The organism is Streptomyces sp. NPDC001100 (assembly GCF_053598575.1).
Genome location: NZ_JBSFKO010000012.1, coordinates 76,075 through 98,894 on the forward strand (window position 1 = coordinate 76,075; position 22,820 = coordinate 98,894).

The following is a 22,820-nucleotide window of genomic DNA, read 5'->3' on the forward strand; positions in this document are numbered from 1 at the left end:
TGAGCTGCGCTAACCACTCGCGCTGCTCGGACTGCTACTGGCACTCGGTCTGCTGCTGGGACTACTGCTCGCAGTCGGACTGCTGCTGGCACTCGGACTGCTCTTGTCGCTGCCGCTGCTCTTCTCGGCCGCGGCCTGCGCGTCCTCGGCCCGCTTCAGCGCCGCCTGCAGATCCTTCTGCGCCTGCCCGTACGCCTCCCAGTCGCCCTTCTTCAGGGCCTGTTGCCCCGCGTCGAAGGCCTTCTGGGCGTCGGTCAGGGCCTGTTGGACCGTCGGGTTGCTGGATGTCGGTGGCGTGGTGGTACCGGTATCCGGTGGCGTGGTCGAAGTCTCCGCCCCGAAGACCTTGTTGAGGCCCTCGTCCAGCGTGTCCTCGAACGCGGTCTTGTTCCCGTAGGCCACCAACACCTTGCGCAGGAGCGGGTACTTGAGTCCACCACCGCGTACGTAGACGGGCTCCACGTACAGCAGTCCTCCGTCGAGCGGCACCGTCAGCAGGTTGCCGTACTCGATGTCGGAGTCGCCGCCCTTGAGCAGCTTGATGGATTCCGCGATGTCCTGTTGGGAGTTGAAGGCGCTCTGCACCTGTTTGGGCCCGCCGACGGTCGTACTGGTCGGCAGTTTCAGGATTCTGATCTTGCCGTAGTCGGGGCTGCCGGCTTCGGAGTCGACCGCCATGAAGGCGCTGAGGTTGTCTCTCCCGTTCGGTGTGAACGTCGTCGTCAGGGAGAACGCCTGCGCCGACTGGTCCGGCATCTTCATGCTCAGGTAGTACGGCGGCACCGCGCTGCCCGACTTGTTGGTCGGGTCGTCCGGCACCTGCCACACCTCGCTGCCGCTGAGGAACGTCTGCGCGTCCGTCACGTGGTAGCGGGTGAGCAGCTCGCGCTGGACCTTGAACAGGTCCTGCGGGTACCGGAGATGGGCCATCAGCGAGGCCGAGATGTCCGACCTGGGCTCGACCGTGCCGGGGAACGCCTTCATCCAGGTCTTCAGGACCGGGTCCTCGGTGTCCCACTGGTAGAGCTTGACCTGACCGGTGTACGCGTCGACGGTCGCCTTCACCGAGTTGCGGATGTAGTTGACCTGGTTCTGCTGGGCCACCACCGCGCGGTTGTTGTTGGTCGCGGTGAGCGAGTCGGCCGTGGTGTCCCCGAGGGTCGTCCGGGAGGCGTACGGGTAGCCGTTGCTGGTGGTGTACGCGTCGACGATCCACTGAATGTGGCCGTCCACGACCGCCGGGTAGGCGTCGCCGTCGATGGTCAGCCAGGGGGCCACCGCCTCGACGCGCTCCTTGGGCGTGCGGTTGTACAGGATCCGCGAACCCTCGCCGATGGCACCGGAGTAGAGGATCTGCGGTTCGTTGAACGCCACCGCGTACGCGGCCCGGTTGAGCGGGTTGGAGAGGTTGACCCCGCTCTTGCCCTTGTAGCTGGTGGTCTTCTCACCGCTGTCGTCGGAGTAGTCGATCTCCTTCTGGGGACCGCCGACGATCGAGTACGTGGTGGTCTTCTCGCCGTAGTAGATCTGCTGCTCGTACTTGCCGAGGTCCCCCGAGGACGGGAGATCGGACTCGGTGAAGACCGGGCGGCCCTCGGAGTCGACCTCGGTGCCCTTGGCGGCGACCACGCCGTAGCCGTGGGTGTAGCGGAAGTGGTCGTTGATCCAGTTGTTCTTCGGGATGCCGTTGAGGTTCAGCTCGCGCAGCCCGATGACCGTGTCCTGGTCCTTGCCGTCCTCGGTGTAGCGGTCGACATCCAGGTTGGTCGGGAACGCGTAGTAGTTCCTGATCTGCTGGAGCTGCTGGAAGGTGGGCGACACGACGTTCGGGTCCACGATCCGGATGCTCGCCGTGGAGTCGACGTCCGCGCGGAGCTTGGTCTTGTCCTTGGTGGTGCTCGTCCCCGAGTACTCCGTGACCTTGGTGTCGTCGATGCCGTAGGCCTCGCGCGTCGCCTTGAGGTTCTTCTGGACGTACGGGGCTTCCTTGGCCTGCTCGTTCGGCTGGACCGTGAACTTCTGCACGATCGCCGGGTACAGGCCGCCGATGAGGATCGCGGAGAGCACCATCAGGCCGAAGCCGATGACGGGCAGCTGCCAGGTGCGCCGCCACAGGGTGGCGAAGAACAGCAGCGCACAGATGACGGCGATGCAGAACAGGATCGTCTTGGCCGGCAGATACGCGTTGGCGTCGACGTATCGGAGGCCCGTCCAGTCACCCGTCGCCTTGAAGTCGCTTGATTTGACCGCGAGTCCGTAGCGGTCGAGCCAGTAGGCGACCGCCTTGAGGGCGACGAAGATGCCGAGCAGCACCGACAGATGGCCGGTGGCGGCGGCCGTGGCGCGCGCGCCCGGGCTGGTGACGCGCAGCCCGCCGTACAGGTAGTGCGTCAGCGCGGCGGCGAGCAGCGAGAGGATCGCGGCGGCGAAGCCGAAGCCGAGCAGGAAGCGGTACCAGGGCAGGTCGAAGGCGTAGAAGGAGACGTCGAGATGGAACTGCGGGTCCTTCTGGTGGAAGGGCACGCCGTTGACCCACATCAGCCAGACCCGCCACTGACTGGACGCCGAGGCGCCCGCGATCAGCCCGACGAGCGCGGTGATCGCCAGCAGCAGCCACTTCTTGTACGGCGCGATGCCCATGCGGTAGCGGTCGAGGCTCTGCTGCTCCATCGACATGGCGCTGAGCGGCGGGCGCAGGCGGTGCGCCAGCCAGATGTTCACGCCCACCGCTGCCGCCATCAGCAGGCCGAAGACGAAGAACAGGCCGATCTTGGTCGACAGGGTGGTGGTGAACACGGACGAGTAATGCACCGACCGGTACCAGAGCCAGTCCGTCCAGAAGCCCGCGAACATCGTGAACGCCATGCCGAGTACGGCAAGGACGCCCAGTGTCATGAGCAAAGTCCGGACCCGCCGGGACGGGCGGCCCACTCTGATCCGCGGCCCTTGCGGGCCTCCGCCGCGGTCCGGCATCTGGAAAGCCAAGGTGCGCACCTCGAAGTTCGCTGTTGGTCGCTGTCGTTGCGTCAGGCCCCCGGGTTCGCGGACCGTCCGTAGCCCCACGTGATCGCGGGCCCACACCTATGCAACTTACTCACCGTTTACTCGGTTCCCGATTCCGGCCATGAACGAGGCAGGATTGTGACCATGTCCAACACTCCCATGGCAGCGAACCCCCTCACCCGGGCCGTACTGGAGATCGACGAGTACGCCTCCGGCCTCGGCTGGGACCAGCCCGCTCGCCTCTTCGCCCTCGTAGACACCGCGCGACTGCGGGCCCAGGAGCCCGGTCTCGCGGCCCAACTCGGCCTGCGGGACGAGCCCGAGACCACCGGTCTCACCCCGATCGAGCAGGAGGAGATCCCGGCCGGAAAGCCGCTGGACGAGTTCCTCGGCACGATCGCCTGGCCCGACGCGGTGGCCGGCTGCGCGCTCACCGTCGAGCGGCTGATGCTGCCGCCGTCCGCCGAGGCCTCCGTCCCGGAGGGGCTCAGCGAGAAGAAGCTCACCCAGTGGGTCGCCCAGCACCCCGACCGCCAGGAGGTCCGGATGACGGTCGCGGTCCTGCGCGACGGCACCCGCGACTCGGCCCTGCGGCTGCGCGAGAAGGACTCCCCCACGGAGGTCCTCACCGGTGGCGCCCTGGTCCCCGGCCTCGCAGAGGCCCTGTCGGCGACCTTCGAGGACTGACGTCCTGTTCTTCTCGTACGACTCCGGGGGCGCCCTTTGCCTGAGGGCGCCCCCGGAGTCGTACGCGAGGCCTTCTTTAAAGAAAGAGGCTCGTTCAGCTCTTGGTGCTGCACTTCGGGAGGTCGGCGGTCTTGCCGCTGTTGATCAGCTTGAGGTCGCTGATCGCGTCCTTGATGGTGTTCACCTTGACGAGCCTGAGGCCACTGGGGGTGTCCTTGGCGGCCTCCGCGCAGTTCTCGGCGGGCGTCAGGAAGTACTGGGCGCCCTTGCTGCGTGCACCGACGGTCTTCATCGAGATGCCGCCGATCGGACCGACCTTGCCGGTGTCGTCGATCGTGCCGGTGCCGGCCACGAACTTGCCGCCGGTGAGGTCGCCCGGGGTGAGCTTGTCGTAGATGCCGAGCGCGAACATCAGGCCGGCGCTCGGGCCGCCGACGTCGGCGAGCTTGATGTCGATGGTGAACGGGAATGTGTGATCGGTTCCGGCCGAGATGCCGACGATGGCGCGCTTGGCACCGGTGTCGTCGGAGGTCGCCGTGGTGATCGTGATGTCCTTCGTGGCCGTCGCCGTCTTGTTCGCCTTCACCGCGGCGGCCTGGTCCTTGGCCGACACGATCGTGAACACGACCTTCTGGCCCGGCTTGTGCTTGGTGACCAGCTTCGCGACGTCGTCGGGCTGCTTCACCGTCGTACCGTCAACAGCCTTGATCACGTCACCGGCGTGCAGCCTGCCCTCGGCCGGGGAGCCCTTGAGGACCGTCGAGACGATCACCCAGGACTTCACCTGGATGCCCAGTTGGTCCAGGGCGGCGACCTTGGCGCTCTCCTGGGACTGGCTGAACTCCTCGGCGTTCTCCTGGGTCGACTGCTGCTCCGTCTTGCCGTCCGGGTACAGCGTGTCGTGCGGGACGACCTTGTCGTCGTGGGCGAGCCAGCCGTAGACGGCCTCGATGAGGTTCATGTTGTAGTCGGCGCTGGTGACCCGGACCGTCGTCATGTTCAGGTGACCGGTCGTCGGGTAGGTCTTGCGCCCGGTGATCTGCAGTACCGGCTCGCCGTCGTGGTCCCCGAGCGTGTTCACCGTCGGGCCCGGTGACATCTCCGAATACGGGACGTTGATGAGGACTCCCGCGCACAGGAGCGCGATCAGCATCAGGGTGGAGGCGAGCATCGTCGCGGTGCGGCGTGGCATGGCACGACAGTACGGGACGCTTCTGTCAGCGCACCGTCAGGGCCGCCTTCGGCTCACGTGCCGGAGTGGGACTTGTCCATGGCCTCACGAAAGCGGGCATAGCCGTCCAGTTCCGGACCGTCGCTGCGCACCTTGCGGGTCCTGTTGGCCCAACTGCCCCACAGACCGGCGCCTATCGCAGCCACCAGCGGAATCAACAACCAGGCGAGTGCCGCCATGCCGACCTCCCAACCCCGGACAAGTGAACTCAACTGCCTGATCAGCAGATTAGCCAGGCCCACTGACAACGCTCGTGGCAGGGGGGCGGTTACGCAACCGGAGGGCGGGTGAGAAGTACGTGAGTGCGCATCAGCAGACGCGGTGGGCCGGCGTCAGCAGGCGCCGACCCACTCCTCGGTGCCGTCGGAGAACTGCTGGTGCTTCCAGATCGGCACCTCGTGCTTGAGATCGTCGATCAGCTTCCGGCACGCCTCGAAGGCCTCGCCCCGGTGGGGACACGACACGGCGACGACGACCGCCAGGTCCCCGATCCCGAGATCTCCCACCCGGTGGACGGCGGCCAGCGCCCGCACCGGGTAGTCCGCGACGACCTTCTCGGCGACGCGGCGCATCTCGGCCTCGGCACTGGGGTGGCAGGAGTACCCGAGCCTTTCGACGTCGGCGCCGCCGTCGTGATTGCGCACGGTCCCGACGAACAGCGCCGTGCCACCGGCCGCGTCGTCCCCGACGGCTCGGAAGACCTCGTCCACGGAGAGCGGCGTCTCCCGGATCCCGATCAGCTTGACGGGATCCTGCGCGGCCTGCTCACCGGGGTGGTCGATCGTGGGTGCCATGCCTCCATCGTGCCGCACCCCGCCGACAGCGCGGAATAGCACTTTCACCAGGCACACGCGCGTGCCTGTTTGGAGCGTCCTACAGGGTCTCCTCCGGTGTCCTTCGTGGACACGCTGCTCAGATCCGGCGCCGGGCCTTCCGCGCCCGTCGTACGACCGCCGCCGCGCCCAGCAGTGCGACCGTCGCGCCCGCGGCACCCGCCGCCGTCGCGTCCTTGCGGCCGAGCCGTCGTCCGACGACCGTGTGCCGTCCGGCGACCTCCTCCAGCAGCTCCGCGAGGACTTCCTCGTTGGTCCACCGGGGCCGCCAGCCCGCGTCGTGCAGCCGGCTCCCGCTGACCACCCAGGGGTACATCGTGTACGCCAGGTCGCCGGCCGGGGACGGGGTGAGACCGATCCGGTGCAGCCGGGCCGCCGCGCCGAGCGCGACCGCGGAGGGCAGCTCCATGCGCCGGATGCCGCTGAGCTCCTCGACCTCCTCCTGCTCCAGCCAGCCGTCGCAGCCGACGGCGAGTTCCCCGTCGACCTTCTCCAGGACGGCGTACTCCAGGGCGCTGCACAGGTCCTCGACGTGGCAGAACTGCCACGCGGGTCGCGACCCGGCCACCACCAGCAGCCGGGGCGACTCGAAGTACCTGGTCAGCGCGGTGTCGGTGCCTCCGACGAGCACTCCGGGGCGGACGACGGTGACATTGAGCCCGGGATGCGCCCGGGGCGCGCGCCGCGCGAGCCGCTCGACCTCCAGGAGATCGCCGACACCGGTGGCCTCCGCGGTGGCGCGCAGTTCGGCGTCCTCCGAGAGCGGCAGTTCGTTGTCGGGCAGCGCTCCGTAGACCATCGCCGAGGTGCAGAGCACGACCCGGTGGACCCCGGCCGCCGCGGCGGCGGTCAGCACGGTCTGCGTCCCCCGTACGTTGTACGCCGAACGGGCGGCCGGGTCGGTCTCCAGATCGAGGTCCAGCGCCAGATGGACGACGACGTCGGCGCCGCGCAGCTTCTCCGCGATGGCCGGATCCCGTACGTCGAGGATGTGCCACTGGGCCGCCGCGCACTCGCCGCGCCGCTCGTCGATGGCGATGACCTGCTTGATCTCCTCCGAGGCGGCGAGCCGCTCGGTGAGGAGCGCCCCGATCCCGGACGCGGCGCCGGTGACCGCGACGACGGGCCCGCGCACGGCGGGACTGGTTGAGTGGTTTCGCGCTGCGCGAACCTGCGGATCTGGGGAACTCACCGGGCGTCTCCAGCGGTTGTCTTCAGTACGGACGCGCGTGACGCGTCCGGACCAGGTGGCATCCATCCTGCCGCAGGCCAGGTCTCGGCGAAGCACCGAGGCCCGATCGGCTCGCGGTGTCTACGCTGGGTGGTGTTGAAGGGCAGTCGTGCCGTCGGAGAGAACCGGCGGCCTTAACAGCCGAGGAATCCCGTGAGTGACACCCCATTCGGATTCGGCCTTCCGCCGGAGGAGCCGGACGACGGCGACGAGGGCAAGAAGAAGGACCAGGAGAGCGGTGGTGGTCAGGGACCGGCCAACCCGTTCGGATTTGGCGGGCTGCCCGGTGCCGGGGGCTTTGGCGGCCCCGGCGCGGACAATCCGCTCGCAGCCATGTTCGGTTCCCTGAACCCCAACGACCTGGGCGCCGCGTTCCAGCAGCTGGGCCAGATGCTCTCGTACGAGGGCGGTCCGGTGAACTGGGACATGGCCAAGCAGATCGCCCGCCAGACGGTCTCCCAGGGCACTCAGGACGGCACCAAGGACGCGAGCATCGGCCCCGCCGAGCGCAGCGCCGTCGAGGAGGCCGTCCGGCTGGCCGATCTGTGGCTGGACGACGCGACCTCGCTGCCGTCCGGCGCCGGCTCCGCCGTGGCGTGGTCCCGCGCGGAGTGGGTCGAGGCGACCCTGCCTGCCTGGAAGGAACTCGTGGACCCGGTCGCCGAGCGCGTCGGCGCGGCCATGGGCGATGTCCTGCCGGAGGAGATGCAGGCCATGGCGGGCCCGCTGATCGGCATGATGCGCTCCATGGGCGGCGCCATGTTCGGCACGCAGATCGGGCAGGCCGTGGGCGTGCTCGCGGGCGAGGTCGTCGGCTCGACCGACATCGGTCTGCCCCTCGGCCCGGTCGGCAAGGCCGCGCTGCTGCCGCTGAACATCGAGGCCTTCGGCAAGGACCTGGGCATTTCCCAGGAGGAGGTGCGGCTCTATCTCGCCCTGCGCGAGGCCGCCCATCAGCGTCTGTTCGCGCACGTGCCGTGGCTGCGCTCGCACCTGTACGGCGCGGTCGACGGCTACGCGCGCGGCATCAAGGTCGACACCGCCAAGCTGGAGGACGTGGTCGGCCAGTTCGACCCGCAGAACCCGGAGCAGCTGCAGGACGCCCTTCAGCAGGGCATGTTCCAGCCGGAGGACACGCCCGAGCAGAAGGCCGCCCTGGCCCGTCTGGAGACGGCTCTGGCGCTCGTCGAGGGCTGGGTGGACGCGGTGGTCCACGCCGCCGCGAAGCCGCGTCTGACGTCCGCCGACGCGCTCCGCGAGACCCTGCGGCGCCGGCGGGCGACGGGTGGCCCCGCCGAGCAGACGTTCGCCACGCTGATCGGCCTGGAGCTGCGCCCGCGCCGGCTGCGCGACGCCTCCCGGCTGTGGGCCTCGCTCACGGACGCGCGCGGTGTCGACGGCCGGGACGGCCTGTGGGCCCACCCGGACATGCTGCCGACGGCCTCCGACCTGGACGACCCGGACGGCTTCGTGCACCGCGAGCAGCTGGACTTCTCCGAGCTGGACAAGCTGCTCGGAGAGGCGGCGAGCGGCACGGAGGAGAAGCCCGACCTGAAGAAGAAGGACGACGACTCCGAGTGACCCTGCACGACGACGCGGTCCTCGTACTGAAGAGCTACGAGGACCAGACGGAGCTGCGCCAGGCCTACCTGGACCACCTGGCCGCTCACCCGGACGGCATGTGGAAGTCCTGCCACGCCGGTCACGTCACGGCGAGCGCGCTGGTGGTCGATCCCGAGCAGGGTCGCGTCCTGCTGACCCTGCACAAGAAGCTGCGGATGTGGCTCCAGATGGGCGGCCACTGCGAGCCCGAGGACACCTCCCTGGAGGAGGCGGCCCTGCGCGAGGCCACGGAGGAGTCAGGCATCACCGGACTCACCCTGCTGCCGGGCGGTCCTGCCCGCCTCGACCTCCATCCCATCCCGGCACCGTGCCACTTCCACTACGACGTCCAGTACGCGGTCGTGGCACCGCCCGGTGCCGTGCAGGAGATCAGCGACGAGTCCCTCGACCTGCGCTGGTTCGCCTACGACGAGGTGGCGGCCGTAGCGGACGAGTCGGTGGTGCGGCTGCTGGAGGCGTCGCGCGCCAGGCTCTGAACGTGTAAGGGGCGCCCGCGATGGCGGGCGCCCCTTACGTTCGACTGCTGGTCGCTCAGCTCCAGGCGTTGCCCTGGTTCTGCGCGTGGGCGCCGTGCTGGCCCATGCCGTACTGCGCGGCGAGGCCCTGGCCGATGCCTGCGTTCTGCGGCGGCAGGAGTTCGCTGGGCTGGACGAGCGCGTAGCCGCTGCCCATGAAGCTCAGCTCCCAGCCCTCGCCGGTGTTGCCGCGGCGCCGCCACACCCCGGAGGAGTGCGTCTGGGCCTGCATCTGGACACGCAGGCCGGTGGACCAGGCGACGATCGCGTCGGCGTCGCAGTTGACGTACTTGTCCGGCGTGACCTGCATCATCAGGGGCGCGCCCGAGGTCATCAGGGCGACCTTGCCGCGGCCGGTGATGTTGAGCTGGTACTTCCCGGAGCCGGAGATGCCGTACTGGCTGTCCACGGCGATGACCTCGTGGTGCAGCGAGGAGTCCATCGCGAGGACGTAACTGCTGTCGACGGTGAGGCCGTCCTGCTCCACATCCACCACGTGGATGTGCTGGGCGAGGTTGGCGAGGAAGACCGTGCCCTGCCCGTGGCAGCGCATCAGACTGAGGCCCTCGCCGGTGGCCGCACGCGCGTAGGCCTGCCGGGTGTTCTGGTACTCGGCGTCGAACTCGACAAGCCCCTGGTAGGCGACCATCGTGCCCTTGCGAGCGAGGATGTCGTCGTGGCCCTCCAGGACGATGCGCAGCATCTGCTTGTTCTGGAGGCTGTAGCGGTCCTGGGACTGCGAGTCGTTGAACGCGAAAAGCGGGCTCTGCATGGTGTCGTGTTCCCCCCTCAGCCCCGGAACCGGAGGCGGTCGGTGCTGTCCTCGCTGGGCTGGACGACGACGATGCCCGTCCCGGAGAAGGCCATCTGGTAGGCCTCGCCGCTGCCGCGGCCGATCAGCGACTGCGCCTTGAAGCTGCGCTTGCCCTTCACCTTGAGGTTCGGGGACCAGGCGACGAGCGCGTCCGGGTCGACGTAGGTCTCGTCGTCGCCACCACCGCAGTCGACGACGATCGGCTTGCCGCGGGAGGTCAGCGCGACCCAGCCCTGGCCGCTGATCTTGGTGTTCCACAGGCCCTGCCCGGCGAACTTGGCGAGCCCCTTGACGCGCTCGACGCCCCAGGTGAGGGAGGTGTCGAAGGCGAGCAGATTGGTGGCGTTGACGGAGATCCCGTCGCCGTTGAGGTTGATCACGACGACGTCGGCGCCGTAGTCGGCGAGGTAGAGCAGTCCGTCCCCGGAGCACTTCATCAGGGGCGCGCCCTCGCCGGTCATCCAGTCGCGCGCGATCTGGCGCACGGCCGGCGGGTTGGGCTCGTACTGGATGAAGCCTTCGTAGGCGATCATCGAGCCCACGCGCGCGAAGAGGTCGCTTCCGGTCTGCATGGCGACCTTCAGCATGTTGTTGCCGTGGTTCTCCATGCGGGCGGTGACGGGTGCGGGGGCGTAGCCCGCGAGCGGCTGGTTCATGACGGGCTCCCTCAGACCTCGTAAGGCTGGACGACGACGAAGTTGCCGGGGGCGGCCCGGAACTGCAGGTTGACGCTCTCGCCGGTGTCTCCGGGGTACGCGTTGCGGCGCATCCGGACCTGGCTGGAGACGATCACCTGGGCGGCGGCGGACCAGGCGACGACGGCGTTGCAGTCGGCGAACGTGGTCGGCGTGACCGGCAGGACGACGGGCTCGCCGTGGGTCTTCACGACGATGGTGCCGGTCCCCTGGAACTGCATCGTGAACAGCGCGCCCCCGGGGATGCCGTGTCCCTCGATCCGCCGGACCTCGTACTGGAGGCTCTCGTCGAAGGCGAGGACGTTCTCGGCGGAGACGCAGATCGCGTCCCCCTGGAGCTCGACGGGGTGCAGGTTGGTCGAGTTCTCGGCGAGGAACACCTGGCCCTGGCCCGTGCAGCGCATCAGCTGCATCTCCTGGCCGGTCGCGTTGCCCACGAGCCGGCCGGCGAACCCGGCGCCCTTGTAGCCGAAGTCGACCTTGCCCTGGTAGAGCACCATGCTGCCCTGGCGGGCCAGTACGGGCTGGCCGCCGATGCCGAGGTCGACGCGGATCAGCTTCTTGTTCTGCTGCGTCCAGCGCTGCCCGGTGGGCGTCTCCTTGAACTTCTGCAGCGCGGCCGACACACCGGCGCCCTGGGGAGCGCCGGAGGGCACTCCGTAGGCGGCGGGCTGGGCCGGGACCTGCCCGAACGCGGGAGGCTGCTGCCCGTAGCCGGGAGGCGCGGGCGGCTGGCCGTAGCCGGGAGGGGGCGGCGGTGCCTGCGGCGGCTGGCCGTACCCCGGAGGCAGCGGCGCGGTCTGGCCGGGGGCCTGCTGCCCGTACGGCTGCGGCGGCTGGCCGTAGGGCGCGGGAACGGGGCCCGGCGGCGGCACGGTGCCGGGGCCGGGCGGGGTCATCGGAGCGATGATCGTCGGTGCGGCGTGCACGGAGGGCGCGGGAGCCGGGGCCGGGGGCGGGGTGGCTCCCGGCGGCGGCGCGAAGCCCTGCGCGGGGGCAGGGGCGGGTGTCGGGGCGGGCGGGGCGCCGAACGCGGGTGGCGCGAAGCCCGGGGCAGCGCCGGACTGCGGTTGCGGCTGCGGCGCGGCGGGGGCCTCCTCCTCCATGACCTCGCCGCCGAAGTTCTTCAGCAGCGCTTCGAGGCCGCCGTCGAAGCCCTGGCCGACGGCGGCGAACCGCCAGACGTCCTTCAGGTAGAAGTCGCCCAGCATCACGGCCCGCTCGGTGGTGAACTCCGAACCGTTGAACGAGTAGCGGGCCACTTCCTCGCCACCCGCGACGATCCGGACGTACCCGGGGGCGATCTGGGACATCTGTCCGGCGCCGTCGATCGTGGCCGTGAACGCCAGCTTGTGGATCTGCGGCGGGATCTTGTCGAGCGTGACCCTGAAGGACTCGGCGTCGCCCGCCTGGGCACCCAGGAGCTGAATGGACTCCTCGGGGGACTTCGGCTGGTTGAAGAACACGAAGTACCGGTCGTCCGAGAGCCGCTCCTCGGCGTCGAGACCGAAGCAGCTGATGTCGAACGTCAGCCCGGGGCCGGTGATCTGTACGCCTACGTACAGATCGGTGCCCGCGGTGAGGTCACTGATCTTGGCCTTGTGGCCGCGTTGGAATTCCCTGGCCATGCGTAACGACCGTCCCCCATCCCGATGCGATGTGCGTCGCGTCAGGCTAACGGCAATCTCCGACACCGGAGTAAGTCGGTACAGACCCGGTACACAATCCCCCACAGGGGACGGTCACTCCTCGCGGGCGCCCGGCGAATGGGGCAGCCGCTCGGCCGCGACCACGCCTTCGAGGTACCCCTTGGCCCGCTCGGTGCGCGGATACGCCTCCAGGAGCCGCCAGAAACGCGGTCCGTGCCCGGGCACCAGGAGATGCGCGAGCTCGTGCAGCAACACGTAGTCGACGACGTACTCGGGCATGCCCTGCAGCCGGTGGGAGAGCCGGATGCTGCCCTCGGAGGGCGTGCAGGATCCCCAGCGCGTGTTCTGGTTGGTGACCCAGCGCACGGACGTGGGCCGGGCGCGGCCGTCGAAGTACTGGGCGGACAGGCGCTCGGCGCGCTCGGCCAGCTCCGTGTCCCCGAGCACGCGTTTGCTTTCCTGGGCGGCCAGCTTGTCGAGCATGACGGTGACCCAGCGCTTCTCCTCCGCCTCGGACATCCGGGCGGGGATCAGCACGACGGTGCGATCGCCCTCGCGGTACGCGGAGACCGTTCTGCGCCGACGCGCACTCCTGCGAACCTCGATCGCGCTCGCCCCCGAGCCGCTTGGCGGCTGGCTCGTCGTACTGCGCTGTGGTTTTCCGGCGCTGTGCAGTGGGTCGGCGGGCACGCCATGACGTTACCCTCTGCACACGCGGGAAGTCCCGACTCCGGGACGGTTTCGGTGTCGATCCCCCACCAAGCGTTTGATTCGTACGACGAATCCCCCCTGCCTGTGGACAACTTTCGGCGTCCTCCGGCCCGGCCGGGCACTCTGGCACCACCGGCGGAGCACCGACCAGTTCCACCGGAACACGGGATGTACTTCCTACGGCTACGGGGGCCTGTCATGCATCCGATGCTGAAGCCCGCGCTGCGGCGCGGCTGGCGTGATCTCAACACCGTGCAGTTCGGGATGACACCGGCGCACGCGATGACGCTGGGACCGATGGACACGGCGACGGGCAGTTTCCTGGACCTGCTCAACGGCACGCGCGGCCTGCCGCTCCTGCGCGAGGAGGGCCAGCGGATGGATCTGCCCGAAGGCCATGTCGACCACCTGGTGAAGGGGCTCACGCACGCCGGCCTGCTCGACGACGCGAAAGGGGGCGGTCCCGCTGCCGACGCGCTTCGCGCGAAGAAGGACGTCCTGGACCGGCTGCGCCCGGACCTCGCGTCGCTCTCCCTGACGACCGGCGAGCCGGGCGCGGCCATGGCCCGGCTGGCGGCGCGTCGCGGACTGCGTGTGCAGGTGAGGGGCGCGGGCCGGGTGGGCGCGGTGCTTGCCTCACTGCTGTCGGGTGCGGGGGTCGGCGAGATCGACGTGCGCGACGGAGGTGACACCGAGCCCTGGGACGTCGCTCCGGGCGGGCTGCCCGCCGAGGCCGTCGGCGAGCGCCGGGACGAGTCGGCGCGGCGGGCGGTACGTCGCGCGGCCCCGGACCGGTCGCCGCGCCGGACCTCCGGGACCGCACGGGAGGAGGGCGAACCCGGTTTCTCCCTGGTGGTCCTCGCCCCGCGCGACGATGTCGCCGTGCACGCGCCGGACCCGTCCGCCGCCGCCGACCTGATCGCCTCGGGGACCCCTCATCTGTACGCCGGTGTCGTGGAGGCCACGGGAACGGTCGGCCCGCTGGTACTGCCCGGCGAGTCGGCGTGCGCGGGCTGTCTGCAGCACGCGCGCACCGACCGGGATCCGACCTGGCCCCGGCTGGTCGCGCAGTGGCGCTCCGGCAAGCAGCCCCGGGTGCGGCCCTGCGATCTGACGCTGGCCACGACCGTCGCCGGGCTGGCGGCCGCGCACGCGCTCGCCTTCCTGGACGGGCAGTCGCCGTCGAGCGCGGGCGCGCGGTGGGAGGTCTCGCTACCCGGTCTGCACTGGCACGCGCGACCGGTCTGGGCGCATTCCGCATGCCCCTGCGGAGCCGCGGAAGGGGAGGCGGAGAAAGGTAAGGAGGGACACACCTCTACGGACGAGGATCGACACGCGACAATGGCAGAGGACCGGCCGAAGATGGGCGTGCGCCGTAAGGCAGACTCGGCCCGGCCGGCTGGGACTTGGAGGGCGCATGTCTGATCTTCCCCGCAAGGCGGTCACCCGTACCGCCAAGCTCGCCGCGCTCCCGCTCGGCTTCGCCGGGAGAGCCACGTGGGGGCTCGGGAAACGGATCGTGGGCGAGTCGGCGGAGATCGTCGGCCGCGAGCTGCAACAGCGCACGGCGGAGCAACTGTTCAAGGTGCTCGGCGAACTCAAGGGTGGGGCGATGAAGTTCGGGCAGGCGCTGTCCGTCTTCGAGTCGGCGCTGCCCGAAGAGGTCGCCGGTCCCTACCGCGCCGCGCTGACCAAGCTCCAGGAGGCGGCGCCGCCGATGCCGACGCGCACCGTGCACGGTGTGCTGGCGGAGCGGCTCGGCGAGGACTGGCGCGAGCTGTTCGAGGAGTTCGAGGACAAGCCGTCGGCCGCGGCGTCCATCGGCCAGGTGCACCGGGCGGTGTGGCACGACGGCCGCGAGGTTGCGGTCAAGGTGCAGTACCCGGGCGCCGGCGAGGCCCTCCTCTCCGACCTGACCCAACTGAGCCGATTCGCCCGCCTGTTGGGCCCGCTCATCCCCGGGATGGACATCAAGCCCCTCATCGCCGAACTCCGCGACCGGGTCTCCGAGGAACTGGACTACGGCCTGGAGGCACAGGCCCAGCAGGTGCACGCCGAGGAGTTCGAGGGCGACCCGGATGTCGTGGTGCCCGCCGTGGTCCACCAGTGCGACCAGGTCCTGGTCACGGAGTGGATCGACGGGATTCCACTGTCGGAGGTGATCGCCGACGGCACCCAGGAGCAGCGCGACCGGGCAGGCCAGCTGCTGGCCCGCTTCCTCTTCTCCGGCCCGGCCCGTACGGGCCTGCTCCACGCGGACCCGCATCCGGGCAACTTCCGTCTGCTGCCCGCCGACCCGGACGGCAAGGCCGACTGGCGCCTGGGTGTCCTGGACTTCGGCACGGTCGACCGGCTGCCCGGCGGTCTGCCGACGCCCATCGGTGATTCCCTGCGCATGACGCTGGACGGCGACGCCGAGGCGGTCTACGAACTGCTGTGCGCGGAGGGCTTCGTCAAGGAGTCGATAGAGCTGGATCCGGACGCCGTCCTCGACTACCTGGTGCCGATCATCGAGCCGGCCCAGGTCGACGAGTTCACCTTCACCCGCGGCTGGATGCGCAGTCAGGCCGCCCGTATCGCCGATCCCCGTTCTCCCGCCCACCAGTTGGGCAAGCAGCTCAACCTGCCTCCCGCGTATCTCCTGATACATCGAGTGACCTTGAGCACAATCGGCGTTCTGTGTCAGCTGGGTGCGGCTGTGCGGCTGCGCGAGGAGTTGGAGGAATGGCTGCCGGGGTTCGTGCCGGAGGAGCCGGACGAGTACGAGGAGTTCGCGGAGGAGGAACCGGCGGCGGAGGCCTGAGCCCCGTCGCGAGGGCGGGGCGAGGACGGGCGCGAGTGCGGCCTACCACCAGTCGGAGTCCAACCGTCCCTCGATCGCCCTGAGGTTCTCCCTGGCGCAGGTGTCGCAGAAGTAGTGCCGGGTTCCGTTCTCCACGGAGCAGGTCCAGGTGGGTTGCGGGCCCTCGGACCGGGTACCGCAGCGGGCGCACACGAGGGGCTGGGGCTCCTCGGTGGAGGCGCTGGTGTCGCTGCCTCCGGGACGACTCGTCACCCGGCGACGATATCGCCGGGGTCGGGGATCGGGGGCAGAACGCACCGCGGGGGCCGGTCCGTTCGGACGGACCGGCCCCCGCGGGGAGCATTCGCCTCCGGGCTGGGGAGGCCACCGCTTCAGGCGTGATCGACTACTGCATGACGGCCATGGCGAGCGCACGCCGGGCGCGCAGCGAGGCACGCTCGGCCCTGCGCTGCATCCGACGAGCGGCCAGCAGGCGCGTGACCTGCCGTTCCCGCTCGGCCTCCTGCAGGCGCTCGTGCATATGCGCACGGGCCAGGGCTTCTGGGATGAGTTGCATCTCTCGCGTCCTGTTCTGGCGCGACTCGGTCGCACCCGGAGTGGTGAAGTCTGGGATCGCGGAGCCCGCGGGCTCGCTGGGAGTGGACGGCTTCATCGGGGCCTGCTTCTTGGGGTCGTGCGTGAGGGGGCGGTCGATCGTTCCGAGGGTGGTGTTCATGCCGTGACCGGGTTCTTGCGCGGACGGCCACGCGGCCGCTTGCGGGCCACGACGACACCCTGGACGAAGAGCTCGCCACCCCAGACGCCCCAGGGCTCACGCCGCTCCTTGGCGCCGGCGAGGCAGGCCTCGATCAGCGGGCAGGTGCGGCAGAGGGACTTGGCGTACTCGACATCGGCCGGCGACTCGGCGAAGAAGACCTCCGGGTCGTAGGAACGGCAGGGGACGGGCACGCCGAGGTTCTCGATGGCGTCGTCGAGCGCGGTGAGCGCAGTGAGCGGAGTCAAGGTGGAGTCCTCCGTGAGGCCGGGCGGGGGGATCGTTTCGGAAGGCGGTACGGACGGGGCGTGCGCTTCGAGTTGCACGGTTGTTGTTCCTCGTCTGGTCGGTCCGGCCCTGTTGGGCCGGGTGTCGGCTTGGTACCGGGTTCTTTTCTTGTCCCGAGGCCCCTTCGCTCCGTCATCCCCGTTCGGGGACAAACAGAAGGGCCGCGGATCCCGGATGGGGTTCCGCGGCCCTGAAGGCGCCGGCCTGATCAATCAGGCTGGATCACTCCAGGGTTCTGGCCCACGGAAGGCCCACATCTGGTGGTGCTGCGTCGTCTGCTTCCGGCTTCCGGCACCGGGCGCAAAGGCATAGGCCTGCGCCTGTGCTCCTACTGCTTCCAGTGCCTTGGTCGGTCGCTCATTGCGCTCGCGGATGGGAAGAACCGCGAGAGACAGGACGGACGCCGGACGGGCGGCAGAAATGCCGGACAGACCGGTGCCCAGGTTCGAAACGCCGAGCATGCACAGGGAGACGACCGAGGGATCGGTCATTTTCACGATGCTGGCGGAGCTGGTGTTGATGCTGATCACTGGAATCGCCTCCTCTCGGCGTCTCGGGGGAGCGGGGGAGCGGGGGTAAGCCCGATCCTGCGGATATGCAAGTACATCACGGAATCAGGGCCTCCGAGAAGGCCTTCTGTTCCCGTGGCTTAGAACCTATGGGGATCGCCGGGGCATGCGCAAACTATTTTTCCGACGAGTTTTCATCAGTCCCCCGCAGCACCCTCCGCGGGCTCCTGACCGCCGCAGATGGCCAGGACATCGGCCCCGTAGCGGTTGAGCTTTCGCACTCCGACGCCGGGGATCCGCGCGAGTTCGCCCTCGTCGTCGGGGACGGTCTCGGCGATCGCCATCAGCGTCTTGTCGGTGAAGACGCAGAACGCCGGCTGACCGCTGCGCTGCGCCTGGATCTCCCGCCACTCCCGCAACCGCTCGTAGAGGCCCTCGTCCATGTCGGAGGGGCAGTCCTCGCAGCGCATCAGTTTCATCTCGCCGGCGTCGGTGAGCGTGCGACCGCAGACCCGGCAGCGGGCCACGGTGCGCTGTGTCCGCCGGGGGACGACTTGGTTGAGGCCGGTGCCCGTGTAACCGCGCTCGATGCCGCCGGGGGCGACCAGGCCGGGCCTGCCCGCGCCACCGGTCGAACCGGGGCGCAGGCCGTCCAGGAAGCGGCTGGGGCGGCGGTTGGGCCGACTGCCGGGTGAGCGGGCGAGGGCCCAGGAGACATGGAGCCGCTCTCTGGCGCGGGTGACTCCGACGTACAGGAGGCGGCGCTCCTCCTCGATCTGTTCGTCGGTCTTCGCGTAGGAGATCGGCATCATGCCCTCGGCGACGCCGACCAGGAAGACGGCGTCCCACTCCAGGCCCTTGGCCGAGTGCAGGGAGGCGAGGGTGACGCCCTGGACGGTCGGGGCGTGCTGGGCGTTCGCCCGCTCGTCGAGTTCGGCGACCAGGTCGGCGAGGGTGGCTCCGGGTCTGGCCGCGGCGAAGTCCTGGGCGAGGTTGACCAGCGCGGCCAGGGACTCCCAGCGCTCTCTGACGGCTCCGGAGCCGGCCGGTGGCTCGCTGGTCCAGCCCTCGCCGGAGAGGACGGCACGGACTTGGGAGGGCAGGTCGACGATGTCGTCGAGGAGGGAGTCGTTGCCGCCGAAGCGGGCCGCGCCGCGCAGGGCGACGCCGGCCTTGCGGACCTCGGGGCGGTCGAAGAACCGCTCCGCGCCGCGCAGTTGGTAGGGGACTCCGGCGTCGGCGAGGGCCTGTTCGTAGGTCTCGGACTGGGAGTTCGTACGGAACAGGATCGCGATCTCGCTCGCCGGCACGCCCGCTGCCATCAGGTCACGGATGCGGCGCGCGGCGCCCTCGGCCTCGGCGGGCTCGTCGGTGTAGTCGGCGTAGACGGGCTCAGGACCCGCGGTGCGCTGGGAGATCAGCTCCAGTCGGTGGTCGGCGGCCCGGCCACGGGCCTGGGAGAGCAGGCCGTTGGCGAGGTGGACGACCTGGGGTGTGGAGCGGTAGTCGCGGACCAGCTTGACGACGGTGGCGCCGGGGTGGCGGGTGCGGAAGTCGAGAAGGTGGTCGGGGGTCGCGCCGGTGAACGAGTAGATCGTCTGGCTGGCGTCGCCGACCACGCACAGATTGTCGCGATCGCCGAGCCACAGCTCCAGAAGCCGCTGCTGGAGCGGGCTGACGTCCTGATACTCGTCGACCACGAAGTGCTGGTACTGCGAGCGGACCTGTTCGGCGATGTCGTGCCGGTCCTGGAGCACGGCGACGGTCAGCAGCAGGACGTCCTCGAAGTCGATGACCGCGCGGTCGCGTTTGACGTCCTCGTAGGCGGCGTAGAGCTGGGCGATCTCGGCGGGGGCGCGGGGAACGTCACGGCCCGCCTTGGCCGCCGCGGCGGCGTAGTCGGAGGGGACGGTCTGGGTGACCTTGGACCACTCGATCTCGGCGGTGACGTCCCGCAGTTCACCGCGGTCGAGCCGGATGCGGCAGGCCGCCGCCGCGTCGGCGACGAGCTGGATCTTGCGGTCGACGAGCCGGGGCATACTGCCACCGATCGCTTTCGGCCAGAAGTACTGGAGCTGACGCAGGGCGGCGGAGTGGAACGTACGTGCCTGCACTCCCGTGGCGCCGAGTTGGCGCAGCCGGCCGCGCATCTCGCCGGCGGCGCGATTGGTGAAGGTGACGGCCAGCACGCTGGAGGACTGCAGGACCCCGGCGCGCACTCCGTAGGCGATGCGGTGGGTGATCGCCCGTGTCTTGCCCGTGCCGGCGCCCGCCAGCACGCACACCGGACCGCGCAGGGCGGTCGCCACCTCGCGCTGCTCGGGGTCGAGCCCTTCGAGCACCGCGTCGGCCGAGTCCGGTACCTGCGGGAAGAGGGGGGAGTGCGTTGCTGCTGTCACACGGCCATGCTGCCAGGTCGCCGGAGACGGGTGAGCCGGTTGTCCACAGGGAGGCACCCGCAGTCGTACTAATGCGGCAGGCGTCACGTCCCATGGGATACCCCCGGCGGGAATGGCGGGTGCGTCGCGTACGTTTCCTCCACGCGAGGACATATTCCCTGAGCTGTTGAGGAGCGCGAGAGAATGTCGGGCACCGTGACGATGTACAGCACCACCTGGTGCGGCTACTGCCGTCGGCTGAAGAGCCAGATGGACCGCGAGGGCATCGCGTACAACGAGGTCAACATCGAGCTGGACCCGGATTCGGCGGCGTTCGTCGAGAAGGCGAATGGCGGGAATCAGACGGTTCCGACCCTGCTCTTCGCGGACGGTTCGACGCTCACGAACCCGTCGCTGGCCCAGGTCAAGCAGAAGGTCGGCGCCTGATCCGGCGATCGGCTCGCGGCTCCGCAGAAGGCGGCCCCTGATAGGTCAGGGGCCGCCTTCCTGCTGTCTGCTTCTCGTTGTCGACCTCAGACGAGGCTGCGGGTCGGCAGCGGCTTGCCGTACCAGAGTTCGATCAGGCGGGCCGCGATCGAGATGCCGTACGGCGGCAGCACCTCTTCGGATTCGAACGCTGCGCGCAGCTCCTCGCGGGAGAACCAGCGGGCCTCGTGGATCTCGTCGCCGTCGACGTTGATCTCCGTCGAGGTGGCGCGGGCCATGAAGCCCAGCATGAGGCTGGACGGGAAGGGCCAGGGCTGGCTGGCGACGTACTCGACGTGGCCGACGGTGATGCCGGCCTCCTCGAAGACCTCGCGGCGCACGGACTGTTCGATGGACTCGCCGGGCTCAACGAAGCCGGCGAGTGTCGAGAAGCGACCCTCGGGCCAGTGGACCTGGCGGCCGAGCAGGATGCGGTCCTCCTCGTCGGTGACCGCCATGATCACTGCGGGATCGGTGCGCGGGTAGTGCTCGGCGCCGCAGGCCGGGCAGCGGCGGATGTGGCCGGCCGCGGCGATCACCGTGCGCTCGCCGCAGCGGGAGCAGAAGCGGTGCAGGCGCTGCCAGTTCTCCAGGGCGACCGCGTGCACCATCAGGCCCACGTCCCGGGGAGACAGCAGCAGGCCCGCCTCGCGCAGGCCCGCGGGCCGTGCCGACTGGTCGATACGGCCGGGCAGCGCGTCCTTCTGGAGGGCGAAGTAGCTGACGCCGTCCTCGTCGGTGCCCAGGAAGTAGCGGTGCGCTTCCGTGAGGGGTGCCTCGAAGGACGGGGTCATGACGAGTTCGGTGCTGCCGTCGGGCGTCTCGTCGATGAGGACCTGGCCGCCGGAGACCACGAAGCATCGGGTGGTGGGGTGGCTCCACGCCGCGGCGAGCCAGGCCTCGTCGAGCCGGTGGTGGGCGGCTCGGTCGATGCCGCTCGGGGCGGTGAGCGAGATGGGTCGGTCGGCTGTGTGGTCGGTCCAGGTGGTCACGGGTGCTTCCAACTCCCCCGGCAATGCGGATTGTTTCGGCGGGCGGTTCAGCGGGACGTACGGCAGGAGGCGACCGGGTCCGGCGGGGACGGGTGTGCGGGGCGGTTCTTCCAGTGTGCCTCGCGCTTGTCGCCGTTCCGGATCGCGTGGGTTCGTCAGGGCGCGTGGCGCCAGGTGTCGGCGAGGTCTCCCCACAGGTGGGCGGTGGTTTCGACGCCCTTGAGGAGGAGGTCGAGTTCGACCTTCTCGTTCGGGGCGTGCCAGCCGTCGGAGGGGACGGAGATGCCCAGGAAGAGAACGGGTGCCCTGAGGACTTCCTGGAGGTCGGCGGCCGGTCCCGAGCCGCCCTCGCGGGTGAAGAGGACCGGTTTATCGAAGGCGATGGCCATGGCGCGGACAACGGACTGGAGAGCCGGGTGGTCCAGCGGTGTCAGGCACGGGCGCGTGGCGGCGCTGAACTCCATCTCCAGGCGGATGCCGTCGGGCACCTGCCGGGCTGCCCAGTCGCGGACGACCTTCTCGATGTGGTCGGGGTCCTGGCCGGCGACCAGCCGGAAGGAGAGCTTCACCATGGCCGAGGACGGGATGATCGTCTTGCTGCCCGGGCCCTGGTAGCCGCCGCCGATGCCGTTGACCTCGGCGGTGGGGCGGGCCCAGATGCGCTCCAGGGTGGTGTGTCCGGCCTCTCCGTGGGTGGCGTGCGACTTGGCGGTGCGCAGCCACTCCCGCTCGTCGAAGGGCAGCTCGGCGAAGAGCTCGCGCTCCTGCTCGGTGAGTTCGACGATGCCGTCGTAGAAGCCGGGGACCGTCACGCGTGCGTGCTCGTCGTGCAGCGCGGCGACCAGGCGGGCGGCGGCGGTCGCCGGGTTGGGCACGGCGCCGCCGAAGGAGCCGGAATGGATGTCCTGGTCGGGGCCGTGCAGCCGGATCTCGCACTCCGCGAGGCCGCGCATGCCGGTGCACACCGTGGGGGTGTCCTCGGACCACATGCCGGTGTCGGAGACGATCACGGCGTCGGCGGTGAGCCGGTCGGCGCGCTCCTCGACCAGTGCCCGGAAGTGCGGGGAGCCGGACTCCTCCTCGCCCTCGACGAGCAGCTTCAGGTGCACGGCAGGGGTGGTGCGGCCGGCGGCGGCGAGGTGGGCGCGGACGCCGAGTGTGTGGAAGAACACCTGGCCCTTGTCGTCGGCGGCCCCGCGCGCGTAGAGGCGGTTTCCGCGGACGACGGGCTCGAAGGGCTCGCTGTCCCAGCCGTCCTCGCGGGCGGCGGGCTGTACGTCGTGATGGCCGTAGACGAGGACCGTGGGCGCCTCGGGGTCGTCGGAGGGCCACTCGGCGAAGACGGCCGGTGCGCCCGGGGTCGGCCAGACCTCGACGGTCGGGAAGCCGGTCTCCCGGAGGGCGGCGGCGAGCCAGTCCGCGCTGCGCCGGACGTCGGGCGCGTGCTCGGGCTGCGCCGACACGGAGGGGATGCGCAGCCACTCGGCGAGGTCGTCGAGGAAGGCTGCGCGGTGCTGCTCGATGTACGTGCGGACCGCGCTGACGGCACTGTCAACGGTGTGGCTCATGGTCACGAGCCTATCGGCCCGCACTGACATCCTCGGTGGGCGGTTCCTCA

22 protein-coding genes are annotated in these 22,820 nt (G+C 69.9%); 6 read left to right on the forward strand and 16 right to left on the reverse strand.

All coding sequences use genetic code 11. The features are described from left to right. Positions 1-9: 9 nt before the first annotated feature. A complete protein-coding gene (locus tag ACWDEW_RS19295) occupies positions 10-2,973 on the reverse strand; it encodes a UPF0182 family membrane protein (protein ID WP_450514298.1) in 2,964 nt (987 codons plus the stop codon). A 174-nt stretch (positions 2,974-3,147) separates the two neighbouring features. Here ACWDEW_RS19295 and ACWDEW_RS19300 point away from each other — a divergent pair, with 174 nt between their 5' ends. Beyond that, the gene (locus ACWDEW_RS19300) at positions 3,148-3,690 is read left to right on the forward strand and encodes a PPA1309 family protein (protein WP_019072133.1); all 543 of its coding nucleotides are present in this window, start codon (positions 3,148-3,150) and stop codon (positions 3,688-3,690) included. A gap of 94 nt (positions 3,691-3,784) precedes the next feature. On the opposite strand, the gene ACWDEW_RS19305 is transcribed toward ACWDEW_RS19300, so the two are convergent. From ACWDEW_RS19305 to ACWDEW_RS19320, 4 genes are all read right to left on the reverse strand, one after another. Beyond that, complete coding sequence (locus ACWDEW_RS19305) at positions 3,785-4,882, reverse strand: YlbL family protein (protein WP_450514170.1); 1,098 nt, start codon at positions 4,880-4,882, stop codon at positions 3,785-3,787. Between the two features lie 53 nt (positions 4,883-4,935). Beyond that, on the reverse strand, positions 4,936-5,100 hold the full coding sequence (locus ACWDEW_RS19310; protein ID WP_019072131.1) for a hypothetical protein: 165 nt from the start codon (positions 5,098-5,100) through the stop codon (positions 4,936-4,938). Positions 5,101-5,253: 153 nt separating this feature from the next. Continuing rightward, the gene (locus tag ACWDEW_RS19315; RefSeq protein ID WP_450514171.1) at positions 5,254-5,715 is read right to left on the reverse strand and encodes a molybdenum cofactor biosynthesis protein MoaE; all 462 of its coding nucleotides are present in this window, start codon (positions 5,713-5,715) and stop codon (positions 5,254-5,256) included. 118 nt (positions 5,716-5,833) lie between these two features. Continuing rightward, entirely contained in the window at positions 5,834-6,946 is a 1,113-nt protein-coding gene (locus ACWDEW_RS19320; protein WP_362984458.1) for an SDR family oxidoreductase, read from the reverse strand. A 192-nt stretch (positions 6,947-7,138) separates the two neighbouring features. Here ACWDEW_RS19320 and ACWDEW_RS19325 point away from each other — a divergent pair, with 192 nt between their 5' ends. Then, a complete protein-coding gene (locus ACWDEW_RS19325) occupies positions 7,139-8,566 on the forward strand; it encodes a zinc-dependent metalloprotease (protein WP_450514172.1) in 1,428 nt (475 codons plus the stop codon). After that, entirely contained in the window at positions 8,563-9,084 is a 522-nt protein-coding gene (locus tag ACWDEW_RS19330) for an NUDIX hydrolase (RefSeq protein ID WP_450514173.1), read from the forward strand. The genes ACWDEW_RS19325 and ACWDEW_RS19330 overlap by 4 nt, the downstream gene beginning before the upstream one ends. 55 nt (positions 9,085-9,139) lie before the next feature. Here ACWDEW_RS19330 and ACWDEW_RS19335 read toward each other — a convergent pair whose 3' ends face one another. The 4 genes from ACWDEW_RS19335 to ACWDEW_RS19350 all read right to left on the reverse strand — a co-directional run bounded on the left by ACWDEW_RS19335 (position 9,140) and on the right by ACWDEW_RS19350 (position 12,971). After that, complete coding sequence (locus tag ACWDEW_RS19335; protein ID WP_399114725.1) at positions 9,140-9,895, reverse strand: AIM24 family protein; 756 nt, start codon at positions 9,893-9,895, stop codon at positions 9,140-9,142. Between the two features lie 17 nt (positions 9,896-9,912). Further along, the gene (locus ACWDEW_RS19340) at positions 9,913-10,593 is read right to left on the reverse strand and encodes an AIM24 family protein (protein WP_019072125.1); all 681 of its coding nucleotides are present in this window, start codon (positions 10,591-10,593) and stop codon (positions 9,913-9,915) included. A gap of 11 nt (positions 10,594-10,604) precedes the next feature. Next, positions 10,605-12,260, reverse strand: coding sequence for a TerD family protein (locus tag ACWDEW_RS19345; protein ID WP_450514174.1), 1,656 nt, complete (start codon positions 12,258-12,260; stop codon positions 10,605-10,607). A 114-nt stretch (positions 12,261-12,374) separates the two neighbouring features. Beyond that, a complete protein-coding gene (locus tag ACWDEW_RS19350) occupies positions 12,375-12,971 on the reverse strand; it encodes a M48 metallopeptidase family protein (RefSeq protein ID WP_450514175.1) in 597 nt (198 codons plus the stop codon). A gap of 219 nt (positions 12,972-13,190) precedes the next feature. Here ACWDEW_RS19350 and ACWDEW_RS19355 point away from each other — a divergent pair, with 219 nt between their 5' ends. Then, positions 13,191-14,417: a ThiF family adenylyltransferase gene (locus ACWDEW_RS19355; protein ID WP_450514176.1), complete on the forward strand. Its 1,227-nt coding sequence runs from the start codon at positions 13,191-13,193 to the stop codon at positions 14,415-14,417. After that, positions 14,410-15,795 carry an ABC1 kinase family protein gene (locus ACWDEW_RS19360; protein ID WP_450514177.1) on the forward strand — a complete coding sequence of 462 codons (1,386 nt, stop codon included), beginning with the start codon at positions 14,410-14,412 and terminating at the stop codon, positions 15,793-15,795. Before ACWDEW_RS19355 ends, ACWDEW_RS19360 begins: the two co-directional genes overlap by 8 nt. Positions 15,796-15,837: 42 nt before the next feature. Here the strand turns inward: ACWDEW_RS19360 and ACWDEW_RS19365 are convergent, their stop codons facing one another. From ACWDEW_RS19365 to ACWDEW_RS19385, 5 genes are all read right to left on the reverse strand, one after another. Continuing rightward, on the reverse strand, positions 15,838-16,047 hold the full coding sequence (locus tag ACWDEW_RS19365) for a hypothetical protein (RefSeq protein WP_450514178.1): 210 nt from the start codon (positions 16,045-16,047) through the stop codon (positions 15,838-15,840). A 133-nt stretch (positions 16,048-16,180) separates the two neighbouring features. Further along, positions 16,181-16,510, reverse strand: coding sequence for a hypothetical protein (locus ACWDEW_RS19370; protein WP_381243022.1), 330 nt, complete (start codon positions 16,508-16,510; stop codon positions 16,181-16,183). Continuing rightward, entirely contained in the window at positions 16,507-16,875 is a 369-nt protein-coding gene (locus ACWDEW_RS19375; protein WP_019072119.1) for a WhiB family transcriptional regulator, read from the reverse strand. The genes ACWDEW_RS19370 and ACWDEW_RS19375 overlap by 4 nt, the downstream gene beginning before the upstream one ends. Before the next feature lie 174 nt (positions 16,876-17,049). After that, complete coding sequence (locus ACWDEW_RS19380; RefSeq protein ID WP_400979148.1) at positions 17,050-17,367, reverse strand: hypothetical protein; 318 nt, start codon at positions 17,365-17,367, stop codon at positions 17,050-17,052. A 176-nt stretch (positions 17,368-17,543) separates the two neighbouring features. Next, complete coding sequence (locus ACWDEW_RS19385; protein WP_450514179.1) at positions 17,544-19,745, reverse strand: ATP-dependent DNA helicase UvrD2; 2,202 nt, start codon at positions 19,743-19,745, stop codon at positions 17,544-17,546. A 183-nt stretch (positions 19,746-19,928) separates the two neighbouring features. On the opposite strand from ACWDEW_RS19385, the gene ACWDEW_RS19390 reads away from it, so the two are divergent. Next, the gene (locus ACWDEW_RS19390) at positions 19,929-20,171 is read left to right on the forward strand and encodes a mycoredoxin (RefSeq protein WP_019072117.1); all 243 of its coding nucleotides are present in this window, start codon (positions 19,929-19,931) and stop codon (positions 20,169-20,171) included. An 86-nt stretch (positions 20,172-20,257) separates the two neighbouring features. On the opposite strand, the gene nudC is transcribed toward ACWDEW_RS19390, so the two are convergent. After that, the gene (gene nudC, locus ACWDEW_RS19395; protein WP_450514180.1) at positions 20,258-21,202 is read right to left on the reverse strand and encodes an NAD(+) diphosphatase; all 945 of its coding nucleotides are present in this window, start codon (positions 21,200-21,202) and stop codon (positions 20,258-20,260) included. A gap of 155 nt (positions 21,203-21,357) precedes the next feature. Then, positions 21,358-22,770: a dipeptidase gene (locus ACWDEW_RS19400; protein WP_450514181.1), complete on the reverse strand. Its 1,413-nt coding sequence runs from the start codon at positions 22,768-22,770 to the stop codon at positions 21,358-21,360. Between the last annotated feature and the right edge of the window lie 50 nt (positions 22,771-22,820).